This window comes from Nonomuraea sp. NPDC048882 (assembly GCF_040649755.1).
GTDB classification, from domain to species: domain Bacteria; phylum Actinomycetota; class Actinomycetes; order Streptosporangiales; family Streptosporangiaceae; genus Nonomuraea; species Nonomuraea maheshkhaliensis.
In genome coordinates, this window is sequence record NZ_JBEZGB010000003.1 from 313,507 (window position 1) to 325,380 (window position 11,874).

At 73.0% G+C, this 11,874-nt stretch carries 12 protein-coding genes; 3 read left to right on the forward strand and 9 right to left on the reverse strand.

Features of this window, described 5'->3' with window-relative positions:
• Positions 1-8: 8 nt before the first annotated feature.
• Positions 9-863: a helix-turn-helix domain-containing protein gene (locus tag AB0C27_RS11520; protein ID WP_357841461.1), complete on the reverse strand. Its 855-nt coding sequence runs from the start codon at positions 861-863 to the stop codon at positions 9-11.
• A gap of 77 nt (positions 864-940) precedes the next feature.
• Here AB0C27_RS11520 and AB0C27_RS11525 point away from each other — a divergent pair, with 77 nt between their 5' ends.
• Positions 941-1,591, forward strand: coding sequence for an alpha/beta fold hydrolase (locus AB0C27_RS11525; protein ID WP_357841464.1), 651 nt, complete (start codon positions 941-943; stop codon positions 1,589-1,591).
• Between the two features lie 70 nt (positions 1,592-1,661).
• Here AB0C27_RS11525 and AB0C27_RS11530 read toward each other — a convergent pair whose 3' ends face one another.
• The 5 genes from AB0C27_RS11530 to AB0C27_RS11550 form a co-directional block, all read right to left on the reverse strand.
• A complete protein-coding gene (locus tag AB0C27_RS11530) occupies positions 1,662-2,324 on the reverse strand; it encodes a TrkA family potassium uptake protein (protein ID WP_181308564.1) in 663 nt (220 codons plus the stop codon).
• Positions 2,317-3,666, reverse strand: coding sequence for a potassium transporter TrkG (locus tag AB0C27_RS11535; protein ID WP_357841467.1), 1,350 nt, complete (start codon positions 3,664-3,666; stop codon positions 2,317-2,319). Before AB0C27_RS11535 ends, AB0C27_RS11530 begins: the two co-directional genes overlap by 8 nt.
• Before the next feature lie 322 nt (positions 3,667-3,988).
• Complete coding sequence (locus AB0C27_RS11540; RefSeq protein WP_357841470.1) at positions 3,989-4,318, reverse strand: DUF3140 domain-containing protein; 330 nt, start codon at positions 4,316-4,318, stop codon at positions 3,989-3,991.
• The gene (locus tag AB0C27_RS11545) at positions 4,315-4,536 is read right to left on the reverse strand and encodes a DUF2945 domain-containing protein (protein WP_357841473.1); all 222 of its coding nucleotides are present in this window, start codon (positions 4,534-4,536) and stop codon (positions 4,315-4,317) included. The genes AB0C27_RS11540 and AB0C27_RS11545 overlap by 4 nt, the downstream gene beginning before the upstream one ends.
• Positions 4,537-4,610: 74 nt before the next feature.
• Positions 4,611-5,795, reverse strand: a complete 1,185-nt coding sequence (locus AB0C27_RS11550; RefSeq protein ID WP_357841476.1) for an epoxide hydrolase family protein — start codon at positions 5,793-5,795, stop codon at positions 4,611-4,613.
• Positions 5,796-5,917: 122 nt separating this feature from the next.
• Between AB0C27_RS11550 and AB0C27_RS11555 the strand changes: the two genes are divergently transcribed.
• Positions 5,918-6,913 (forward strand): WYL domain-containing protein, encoded by a 996-nt coding sequence (locus AB0C27_RS11555; RefSeq protein WP_357841479.1) that lies wholly within the window; start codon positions 5,918-5,920, stop codon positions 6,911-6,913.
• A 129-nt stretch (positions 6,914-7,042) separates the two neighbouring features.
• Complete coding sequence (locus AB0C27_RS11560; protein WP_357843070.1) at positions 7,043-7,597, forward strand: NADAR family protein; 555 nt, start codon at positions 7,043-7,045, stop codon at positions 7,595-7,597.
• Between the two features lie 133 nt (positions 7,598-7,730).
• Here the strand turns inward: AB0C27_RS11560 and AB0C27_RS11565 are convergent, their stop codons facing one another.
• The 3 genes from AB0C27_RS11565 to AB0C27_RS11575 form a co-directional block, all read right to left on the reverse strand.
• Positions 7,731-8,273 carry an RNA 2'-phosphotransferase gene (locus tag AB0C27_RS11565; RefSeq protein WP_357841482.1) on the reverse strand — a complete coding sequence of 181 codons (543 nt, stop codon included), beginning with the start codon at positions 8,271-8,273 and terminating at the stop codon, positions 7,731-7,733.
• Positions 8,274-8,343: 70 nt separating this feature from the next.
• The gene (locus AB0C27_RS11570) at positions 8,344-10,476 is read right to left on the reverse strand and encodes an ATP-dependent RecD-like DNA helicase (protein ID WP_357841485.1); all 2,133 of its coding nucleotides are present in this window, start codon (positions 10,474-10,476) and stop codon (positions 8,344-8,346) included.
• A 121-nt stretch (positions 10,477-10,597) separates the two neighbouring features.
• A complete protein-coding gene (locus AB0C27_RS11575) occupies positions 10,598-11,761 on the reverse strand; it encodes an acetate kinase (protein WP_357841488.1) in 1,164 nt (387 codons plus the stop codon).
• Positions 11,762-11,874: the final 113 nt, after the last annotated feature.

An 11,874-nucleotide genomic window follows, 5' to 3' on the forward strand; every position in this document is an offset into this window, starting at 1 on the left:
GGGCCAGCCTAGCCAACCTGCGCGGCCGGTGTTCCCGGCCAGGCCCAGGCGAGGTCGTCGACCGCCAGGAACGTCTCGCCGGCCACGGCCGCGGGGGTCGTCCCGGTGAACGTCATGACGTCCCGGTGCAGGTGGGACTGGTCGGCGTACCCGGTGCCCGCCGCGACGGCGGCCGCGGGCTCACCGGCGACCAGGCGGTGCGCGGCCTCGTCGAAGCGGACCAGCGTCGCGGCCCGTTTCGGAGCCAGCCCGAGCTGGGACCTGAACCTGGACCACAGGCGCTTACGGCTCCACCCGACCTCGTCCGCCAGCCCGTCCACCCGGAGCAGGCCGTGACCGGCCACGATCCGCCGCCAGGCCCAGGCCACCTCGGGGTCCACCGGCGGCCCGCACGCGCGGCGGCGGGCCAGCAGCGCCTCGGTCAGCGCGAAGCGTTCCGGCCAGGACGCGGCCTCGCTCAGCCGTTCACGGATGCGCGGCACGTCCCGTCCCCACAGGTCGTCGAGGGCGACCAGGTCTCCGTCGAGCTCGGCGGGGGAGACGCCCAGGACCGCCCGTGCGACGACGGGCGACAGGCGCACCTGCACGCACTCGACGTTCTCGCCCCGCGCCCGTGCCGTGCCGCCTGAGCCGAAGCCGGGCCCGGCGACGAGGCAGCCCCGCTGCCGCCGCCCGGCGCCGCAGTCCACCACGGACGTGCCGGCGCCGAAGTCGAGCAGCAGCGTCACGGCCGGGTGCGGGACCATCCTGAGCGCGTGCAGGTCGCCGACGCGGAACCCGGCCATGGTCACTCCGGCCGCCCGGCTGGGCCGGCGCGGGCGCGCGACCCCCCACTCCGCCACACCGTGCACGAACCTACGCACCGGGCCATGCTACGCGAGCCGGGCGAAGGGAACATTCGTTCAAGACGCCGCCACCCACCGGCGGCCACAGTGGCGCCATGACCCCTTCCGACAGCACATCGCATACGACGGAGAGCTCGCTGCTGCCCGTGGACGGCGGGGACGTCCACGGGTGCCAGGACGGCCCGCGCGACGCCCCCGTGCTCCTGCTCATCCACGGATCCGCGTCCTCGGCCCGTTCGTGGGACGCGCTGGTCCCGCTGCTGACCGGATCCCACCGCGTCATCCGGATCGACCTGCTCGGGCACGGCCGGTCGGCGAAACCGCACGGCGACCACTACGCGCTGCCCGGCCAGGCACGCCGGGTCGCCGCCGTCATGGACCTGCTCGGCGTCCGGCGGGCCGTGGTCGCCGGCCACTCCAGTGGCGGCGTGGCCGCCACCGCCCTCGCCGAGTTGCGGGCCATGACCTACCACAGCCTCACCGCGACGATGGCGGCCACCAGCGAATACCTGGCGCGGCGGGCGCTCCCTGAGCGGCTGGCGGAGCTGGGCAAGCCGCTCCTGGTGCTCTTCGGCGCGGACGACCGCAGGTGGCGGTCATCGTCGGCCGACCGCTACCGCGTCGTCCCCGGCGCGAGGGTGGAGCTGCTGCCCGGCCTCGGGCACTCACCGATCCTGGAGGACCCGCCCCGTACGGCCGCGTCCCTCCTGACCTTCACCGCCCGCCACGCCGCACGCGCGGACTGAACGGGACGACCCGCCCAGATCGCGCGCAGGCCCGCCTCCGGGCACGCCCCCGCTCCGCCGGTGATCTTCCTCAGGGCAGCTCGGCGAAGCGTTCGACCTGCTCGGTCCGTCCCGAGACCAGGACGATGTCGCCGTAGGTCAGCTCCGTGTCGGCCGTCGCGTACGTGAAGTCCTCGCCGGGCGGCTTCACCGCCACGATCGTGACGCCGTACTTGCGGCGCAGGTTGGAGCGGCCCAGCGGCACCCCCACGTACTCCTTCGGCGGGCGCGTCTTGGCCAGCGCGAAGCTCTCGTCCACCTGCATGTAGTCGAGCAGGCGCCCGCTGACCAGGTGGGCCACCCGCTCGCCCATGTCGTGCTCGGGGAAGACGACGTGGTGGGCGCCGATGCGGCTCAGGATGCGGCCGTGCTGGGTGCTGATCGCCTTGGCCCAGATGTCGTTGATCTCCAGCTCGGCCAGCAGCGACGTGGTCAGGATGCTGGCCTCGATGTCGCTGCCGACGGCCACGACCGCCTGGTAGAAGTCGGGGACGCCGAGCTGGCGCAGCGCCTCCATGTCGGTGGCGTCGGCGGTGGCGATCTGGGTGATGTGTCCGGCCAGGCTCTGCGTGATCTTCGGCCGGTGGTCGATGGCCAGGACCTCGGTGCCGCGCCGGGTGAGCTCCAGGGCCAGCGACGTGCCGAACCGGCCCAGCCCGATGACGACCACCGGGTCGCCCTTGTACTCAACCAACGATGACTCGCTCCTCGGGTAGTTCGTAGTGTCGTGCGCGCGTGTTGAGGGCCAGCGCGGAGCCCAGCGTGAGCGGGCCGATCCGGCCGATGAACATGAGCACGACCAGCAGCAGGTGGCCGGCCGTGCCGAGGCTCGCGGTGATGCCGGTGGTCATGCCCGCCGTGCCGAACGCCGAGATCACCTCGAAGAGCACCACGTCGAGGCCGTGCGGGGTGAGGGCGAGCAGCAGGTACGTGGCCAGCCCCACGAGCGCCACCCCCAGCGTCGTGATCGTGACGGCCTGGCGCTGGGTGGTGTCCGGCAGCCTGCGCCGGCCGACGTTGACCCGGCTCTCGCCGCGCATCTCCGCCCACACGACGAAGGCCAGCAGCCCGATCGTGGTGACCTTGATGCCGCCCGCCGTGCCCGCGCTGCCGCCGCCGATGAACATCAGCAGGTCGGTGGCCAGCCAGCTCGACGGGTACAGCTGGGTGATGTCGAGGGTGTTGAACCCGGCCGAGCGCGGCATGACGGCGGTGAAGAACGCCGCCAGCACCTTGCCCGGGTCGTCGAGCCGCCCGAGCGTCCCCGGGTTGCTCCACTCGGTGGCCAGGAAGACCAGGGTGCCGAGCAGCAGCAGGGCCAGGCTCGTGCCGACCGTGATCCTGGTCAGCACCGACCATTTGCGCGGGTGGCGCCAGGCGTGGGCCAGCTCGAACACGACGGGGAAGCCGAGCCCGCCGACGATGCAGGCGAACGCGATCGTCAGGCAGATCCAGGGGTCCGACACGAACCGGACCAGGCTGTCCGGCCAGAGGGCGAAGCCGGCGTTGTTGAACGCGGTGACCGCGTGGAAGGCGCCCAGGTAGAGAGCGCGGCCGAACGGCTCGCCGTACCCGATGAGGAAACGCGCGGCCAGGACGGCGGCGGCCACGCTCTCGCACAGCAGGCTGAACAGCACCACCTTGCGCACGACCCGGCGCACGTCGCTCATGCTCAGCGTTTTGGTCTCGGCCTGGGCCGCGATCCTGGCCCGCAGTCCTAACCGGCCCGACACGAGCAGCATGAACAGGGTGGCCAGCGTCATGATGCCGAGACCGCCCACCTGGACCAGCCCGGCGATCACCACCTCGCCGAACGCCGACCAGTGCGACTCGGTGTCGACGACGGCCAGCCCGGTCACGCACACGGCCGACGTCGAGGTGAACAGCGCCGCCATCCAGCCCGCCGACTCGCCGGACGCGCTGGCGACCGGCAGGGCGAGCAGGAGTGTGCCGACCGCGATGACCAGGCCGAACCCGGCCACGACGACCTGGGCCGGCTGCCGGAAGCGGAAGGTGAAGGGCAGTCGCACGCTCACCACCGCGCCTTGCGGCGGCAGCCGTCACCGTGGCACTCGCGCGCGCCCCACCGCCGGCTCGGGCAGTGGCCCTCGCAGCGGCCCCGGCAGCGGTTCTGGCGCCGGCTCCGGCAACGGCCATCCATGGTGAACGCCTCCCCCAGGCAGCAGACCGGCAGTCGATGCCGACCCTACTTCCCGGCGTGCCGCGCACTACCGTAACAGGCCACGCCGCCGCCAGCGCACCTACGACTCCTTGACGGAGAAACGACGGATTCGTACGCGAAACATACGCGCGTTCCTACGCGAAACATACGCGACACACGCGCCCGGGCGGGGGCGTTCACTTGAGCGGGTCGTGGCCCCAGTTCATCAGCGAGTAGCGCCAGTGGGTGTCCTTCACGTCGCCGGAGGGACGCTGGGCCAGGTGCCGGCGCACGTAGCCGATCACCTTGCGCATGTGGGCGTAGTCGGCGTCGGTCCGGTCGGACGCCTTCCCCTGCAGCAGCTCGACGATCTTGCGGCCGGACTCGTGGCCCACGGACTCGCCGCCGCCGTCCTTCTGGCCGACGGACTTCGACTCGTCCGTGGCCAGCCAGCGTTCGAGCTCTTTCGCGGTCATGTTCACGACCTCGCCGAACTCGGCCGCGACCGCCTTGCCGTCCTCGCTCACCTGCCGCCCTTACGCAGCGCGGACGGCTTGTGCACGGCCTTCTTGCCGCTCTTCTCGCTGCGTACGACGTACCGGGGGTCGTCGGGCGAGGCGGCGACCTCGCGGCCCGCCTCGTGCTGCCGCTCGGTCAGCTTCTTCTCGACCTTGCCCTTGGCGGTGGAGCCATGGCTGCGCCAGGTGACCTCGTCGCCCGGCTTGGGCTCCCTCTTCTTCGTCATGTCGACCCGGGCTACCCGGCGCCCCGCCCCGTACCCGCCGCCTGCCGTTTCTTTACGCTTGCGCGCCGGAGCACTCAGGTGAGCGAGCCGAAGAACGCGCGCAGCTCCGCGACCAGCACCTCCGGCGTCTCCAGGGCCGCGAAGTGGCCGCCGTGGCCGAACTCCGACCAGCGCACCACGTGGTGCGCCTGCTCGGCCAGCGGCCGCACCGAGAAGTCCGTCGGGAAGACCGCCACAGCCGTCGGCACGCTCCCGCGCTCGACCGGCCGCCACATGTCCGGATCGGTGAACCGCTCGAAGTACGTGTGCGCGGACGAACCCGCCGTCCCCGTGAACCAGTAGACGCTCACGTCGGCCAGGATCCGGTCCCGGTCCACGGCGTCCTCGGGCTGCTCGGCGGCCGGATCCGTCCAGTCCTTGAACTTCTCGACGATCCAGGCGAGCTGCCCGGCAGGGGAGTCGTGCAGCGCGGCGGCCAGGGTCTGGGGGCGGGTGCCCTGCAGCCGCATGTACGCGCCGAGCCGCTCCTGCCACTCCTCCATCCCGGCCAGCCGGGCCCGCTCGGTCTCCGTCAGCGCGCCCATCACCGCCGGGTCGCCGGTGGGGAACGTCAGCAGCGCGTTGACGTGCACGCCGATGACGTGCTCCGGCGCGGCCCGGCCGATCAGCGGCCCGATGAAGGCCGAGACGTCGCCGCCCTGGACGCCGTACCGGTCGTAGCCCAGCCGGTCCATCAGCGCGGCCAGCGCGGCGGCCGTGCGGCCGTCGGTCCAGCCGGTGCCGGGCAGCGGCCCGGAGAAGCCGTAGCCGGGCAGCGACGGGATCACCAGGTGGAAGGCGGGCGAGTCGGCGTCACCGCCGTGCGCGGCCGGGTCGGTGAGCGGGCCGATCAGGTCGAGGAACTCGATCACGCCGCCCGGCCAGCCGTGCAGGAGCAGCAGCGGGGTGGCGTCCGGCACGGCCGAGCGCACGTGCAGGAAGTGCACGTCCGCACCGTCGACGGTGGTGACGAACTGCGGGTACGCGTTCAGCGCCGCCTCCTGGGCGCGCCAGTCGAAGCCGTCGGCCCAGTACGCGGCCAGGTCGCGCAGGTAGCTCGTGGGCACGCCGCGCTCCCAGCCGGCGCCGGGCAGGTCGGGAGCCCAGCGGGTACGCCGGAGCCGGTCACGCAGGTCGTCCAGCTCCGCCGGCGGGATCTCGATGCGGTACGGCCGGATCTGGGAGGCGCTGATCTGGGAGGTGCTGTCGCTCTTCGTCATGTCTCGGACGATAGGAACAATTGGTGTCAACTTCTGGCACCGATTCGACAGCAGAAACGCTGGGAGAATTGGTGGAAATTGGTGTCATCCCCTGGCCTCGATTCCACGGCAGAATCGAGGTCATGCTGGAGACCTCGGCGCGGCTGCTGCGCCTGCTGTCCCTCCTGCAGTCGCGGACGGACTGGACCGGGGCCGAGCTGGCCGGACGCCTCCAGGTCGGGCTGCGTACCGTGCGGCGCGACATCGACCGGCTGCGCGAGCTCGGCTACCCCGTGGACGCCGCCCCCGGCGTGGCCGGCGGCTACCGGCTCGGGGTCGGCGCCGCGCTGCCGCCGCTGCTGCTCGACGACGAGGAGGCGGTCGCCGTGGCCATCAGCCTGCGCACGGCCGCCACCGGCAGCGTCGCGGGGCTGGAGGAGGGCGCGCTGCGAGCGCTGGCCAAGCTGCGGCAGGTGCTGCCGTCGCGGCTGCGGCACCGGGTGAGCGCCTTCCAGGCCGCCACCGTGCCGCTGACGGGAGCCGCCGCGCCCGCCGTCGGCGCCGACCTCCTGGCGGACCTGGCCGCCGCCTGCCGCGACCGGCGCCGGCAACGGCTGCGCTACCGAGGGCGCGACGGGGTCGACGGGGTCGGCGGGGTCGGCGGGGTCACGGAGCGGGAGGTCGAGCCGCACCGGCTCGTGCACACGCCGCGGCGCTGGTACCTGCTCGCCTGGGACACCGGCAAGGACGACTGGCGCACGTTCCGGGTGGACCGGATCGAGGGGCCGCTGGGCCTGCCCGGAGCCCGGTTCACGCCCCGGCCGCTGCCGCAGGACGACGTGGCCGCCTACGTGTCGCGCTCCATCACCTCGGCCTCCTACCGCTACCAGGCCCGCATCCTCTTCCACGCGCCGCTGGCTTCGGTCGCGCCGCGCACCTCGCCCGGAGCGGGGCGGCTGGAGGCCGTGGACGCGGGCACGTGCCTGTTCCTGGCCGGCTCCGACTCGCTCGACGACCTGGCCGTCTATGTCGCGACGAAGGGGTTCGACTTCGAGGTGCTGGAGCCGGCGGAGCTGGTCCCGGTGCTACGCGCCCTCTCCGACCGCCTCGCGCGGGCCGCGGGAACGGGGGAGCGGTGAGGCGGCACGGGGATTAAACAGGAGTGATGTGATCGGTTTTGTGGCACGCTGAAGGCCATGTCCGCCGAGTCCGCCGAGTCCGCCATGTCCGCCATGTCCGCCGAGGCCCCTGTGCCGCTGTCTCTGCCCATGACCGTGGACGAGGCGGTCGCCGCCGAGCGATCCGGCCGGCGTCTCAAGTACCTGTACTTCTGGGGTCACCAGCCCGCCCGCGACGGAAGCGTGGGGCCCGGCTGCCTGAGCCAGTGGTGGCCGGTGACCTTCACCGAGGACGGGCACACGTTCGCCTCCGCCGAGCACTACATGATGGCGCACAAGTCCTGGCTGTTCGGGGACGAGGCGACCGCGGCCGCGATCCTGGCCGCCGGGCATCCGGGCGAGGCCAAGAAGCTCGGCCGCGGCGTACGGGACTTCGACGAGGCGGTGTGGGAGGAGCGCCGCTTCGACATCGTGGTGCGCGGGAACGCGGCCAAGTTCGGGCAGAACCCGTCACTGGCGGGCTATCTGCTGGGGACGGCCGGCCGTGTCCTGGTGGAGGCCAGCCCGCTGGACCGGGTGTGGGGCATCGGCCTGGCCGCCGACGACGAGCGTGCCGCCGCGCCGTCCGCCTGGAAGGGCCTCAACCTGCTCGGCTTCGCCCTGATGGTGGCCCGCACCATCCTCATCGCCGACCGCACCCGCTGATTGGAGCTGCCGGGTCAGCTGACCCGCACGCATCCGCCGACCGCGACCGTTGACCTTTACGCATCCATCGGGCTGACTGCGCCGCCTCGCCCCAGGCCCGCGCCCGGGTGCCGGTTCAGAGCCGGGTGGGGCGTCAGGACGGGAAGCGCAGGTGGGTTGGTGGGACGTGGTCGGCCAGCCACACCCCGTTCGCGCTGCGCCGGAACGTGTGCCCGTCCCGGTGCATCTCTCCCGCCGCCACCACCAGGACCACCGGAACGCCGCGCCGGCCCCCCACCCGCAGGGCCGTCTCCCGGTCGGGCGACAGGTGGACGTGGTGCCGGCTCATCGGGCGCAGCCCCTCCGCCTTGATCGCCGCCAGGAAGCGGCCGACGGTGCCGTGGTAGAGCACCTCGGGCGGCTCGACGGCGGGCAGGCCGAGGTCCACCGGCACCGAGTGCCCCTGACTGGCCCTGATGCGGCCGCCCTCGATCGTGTAGCGCCGCTTGTCGTTGGCCGCGACGACCTGCCGCAGCTCCTCCGGCGAGATCGTGAAGCCGTGCTCGGCGGCGGCGCGCAGCAGCTCGTCCACCTCCACCCAGCCGCCCTCGTCGAGGGTGAGGCCGATGCGCCGCGGGTCGTGCCGCAGGTGCCTGGCGAGGTATTTGGAGATGCGGATCATGCGCGGTTCGTCCATCACCGGCCATGCTGCCGTGCCCGAGGCACCCCCGCCAACCGGATAAGCCCCCCGTTTCGCCCACTCTCGGTCAGGCGTCGAGGGCCGAGGTGAGGCGGCGGGCGAGGCCGGTGTTGCGGCGGTGGCCCAGCCGGTGCACCGCCAGCTCCAGCGCCTCCCGCTGCCCCACCAGCACCACCCACGCCTTCGCTCGAGTCACCAGCGTGTAGAGCAGCTTGCGGCGCAGCATGACCCCGCCGGACTCGGCCACGATCGGCGCCACCACGAACGGGTATTCGCTGCCCTGCGACCGGTGCACGCTGATCGCGTAGGCGTGGGTCAGGTCGTCGAGCTCGTCGAAGGAGTAGGTCACGTTCTCGCCGTCGTCCGTGCGGAGCTCGACCACGCGCTCCTCGCGCACCACCGCCGTCACCGTGGCGGTCTCGCCGTTGAAGACGCCCTTGTCGTAGTTGTTGCGGATCGGCATGACGCGGTCGCCCACCCGGAACACCGACGACCCCGACCAGTGCTCGGGTTTGTCGTCGGCGGCCGGGTTGAGCTGGTCCTGGATGAGCCGGCCGAGCGCGGTGGCGCCGGTGTCGCCCTTGCGCATCGGGCACAGCACCTGCACCTGCCCGGGCTCGACGTTCTGTTTGCGCGGGATCGCCACCATCGCCAGGTGCGCCACCCGCCGCGCCACCTGCTCGGGGTCGTCGAGCTCCTCGAACCAGAACCCGCCGCCGCCAGGAGTCGAAGGCAGCCGGCCGGCCCGGATGCGGTGGGCGGCGTCGATGATGCCGCTGCCGCCCGCCTGGCGGAAGACGTGGGTGAGCTGGACCCGGGGGATCGACGGCACCCGCAGCAGGTCGGCCAGGACGTCGCCGGGGCCGATGCTGGGCAGCTGGTCGCTGTCGCCGATGAGGAGCAGGTGGCTGCCGGGCCGGACGGCGGCGGTCAGCCGGGTGGCGAGGTGCAGGTCGAGCATGGACGCCTCGTCGACCACGATCAGGTCGGCCTGCGCCGGCAGCTCGTCGAAGAGCGTCTCGGGATCGGGGTCGGGCTGCTGGGCGAGCATGCGGTGCACGGTCATCGCGGGCAGCCCGGTCAGCTCCGACAGCCGCTTGGCGGCCTTGCCCGTGGGAGCCGTGAGCGTCACCGTGCCGCCCGCCGCGCGCACGGTGGTCGCGATGGACTTGACCGTGTGGCTCTTGCCGCACCCGGGGCCGCCGGTGATGATCGAGACGGTGCTGGTCAGGGCCATGGTGAGCGCGGCGCGCTGGTCTTCGTGCAGGCCAGGGTCCTCGCGGTAGGAGCGCAGCGGCAGCGTTGAGCGGGCCTCCATGAGCGCGGTGAGCTGGGCGGTGAGCGCCACCTCGCGGCTGTGCACGTGTTTCGCGTACGCCACCACCTGGCCGGGCTGGTCAGGCGCCGCCTCCAGGACCAGCCGCCGCTCGGCCACCAGCGCGTCGACCATCGGCCGCACCAGCTCCTGGTCCTGCTCGATCAGCTCGGCCGCCTCCCTGACCAGGGTGGCTGCCGGTACGTAGCAGTGGCCGTCGCGGCTGCCGGCCGCCTCCAGCCGGTCGAGCAGCGCCGCCTTGACCCGCTGCGGGCTGCGTTCGGGCACCCCGGCCTGGAGGGCGATCCGGTCGGCGACCCGGAAGGCGACGCCCCTGACCCGGCCGATCAGCCGGTAGGGGTCGGTGGTCAGGACCTCGTCGGCGTCCTGCCCGAACACCTGGTAGATCTTGGCCGCGAGCAGCGGGCTGACGCCGAGCCCCTGCAACGTCACCATCAGCGCGGCGATGGCCTTCTGCTCCTGCCACGCCTCGACGATCTGCCCCTGCCGCAGCGGCCCGATGTTGACGACCTCGGTGAGCCGCTCGGGCTCGCCGTCGATGACCTTGAGCGTGGCCTCGCCGAAATGGTCGACGATCGCGTACGCCAGTTTCGGCCCGATGCCCCTGATCAGCCCCGAGCCCAGATAGATGCGGATCGCCCGGACCGACGACGGCGTCACCCGCTCGCACCCGGTGACCGCGAACCGCCGCCCGAACCGCGCGTGCCTGCTCCAGTCGCCGAACAGCCGCAGCGTCTCGCCCGGCTGCACCCCCGCCAGCGCCCGCCCGGTGGCCACGAAGTCGGGCTCGCCGTCGGCGCTCATGCGCGCGACGGTGTATTCGTCATCACGGACGTAGACGAGCTGCTCGACGGACGCCTCCACACGGCAGATCCAACCATCCGCGACCGACAAACGCCTCACAGGGCCACGGGAGCACTCCCGGCCTGTTGGATCAGAACCCCGCCTGTCAGATCAGAGACGACCCCAGGCTCGGTCGGCGGGCTCACAGCGCCGTCGGGTACGACTCCGGCTCGGCGTCCTCCGCGAGGGCGCGCAGGCATTCGCGGGCCAGCTGCAGCTCCTCGCGTACCTGCACCACCAGGACGGGCACGCCGCCGTCGCTGATCGGCCCGTCGTCGTGGCGGTTGCCCAGCACCGGCGGCCGCACGCCGAGCAGGCCGAGCCGCCGGCACACCGCCTCGCGTACCTCTGGCTGGTCCCAGCCGATCTCGCCGGTGAACACCAGCGCGTCGATCCGCCCGAGCGAGGTGGCCGCGGCGGCGATCTCCCGGCTCACCCGGTGGGCGAAGACCCGCAGCGCCAGTCCGGCCGCCGCGTCGCCGTCCCGCTCGGCGGCCACCAGCTCGCGGGTGTCCCCTGAGCGCCCGCCCGACAGCCCGAGCAGCCCGGAGCGGCGTTCCAGGCCCTCGGCCAGCTCCTCGGCCGTCAGCCCGCCGTACCGGAGCAGCCACAGCAGCATCCCGGGATCCACGCTGCCCGAGCGCCTGCTCATGGGCATGCCCTCCAGCGGCGTGAACCCCATCGAGGTGTCCAGGCTGCGCCCGCCCGACAGCGCGCACACCGAGCAGCCGCCGCCCAGATGGGTGATCAGCAGGTCCAGCTCGGCCACCGGGCGGCCGAGCAGCTCGGCGACCCGGTCGGCGGCCCAGGCGTAGGAGAGCCCGTGGAAGCCGTGACGGCGCAGGCCGTGCCGCTCACGCCACTCGCGCGGCAACGGGTAGACGGCGGCCTCGTCCGGCAGCCCGGCGTGGAAGGCCGTGTCGGGGCAGATCACGTGCGGCACCGCGGGCAACTGCTCGCGGGCCGCCGCCAGCAGCGCCAGCGCCGGCGGCAGGTGCAGCGGCGCCAGGCCGGTCAGGCCGCGCAGCGCGCCTGCCGTCTCGTCGTCGGCGACCACGGGAGCGCGTACGACGTCGCCGCCGTGCACCACCCGGTGCGCCACCGCCCTGACGTCGCGGTCGAAGTGCCCACCGAGGAAGGCCGACAGCTCCTCCCCGGCCGAGCCGGCGTCGGCGGGGCGCTCGGAGCGGGCGCTGTCCAGCACGCACCCGCCCTGTACGAGATCGAGACGCAGGCTCGACGACCCGGCGTTGACGGTGAGTACCGCCGCCGACTCCGTCACCTGCTCGTCCATGGCCCGGCCCATGCCCGCCCGGCTACCCCCGGCCGCCCCAGCAAAACCGGGCATCCGTGGACGAACGGTTACACCTTTTGCCGCACTCATAGGTTGTCTCGTCGTCAGGTCGGGTAGTCGAGCGC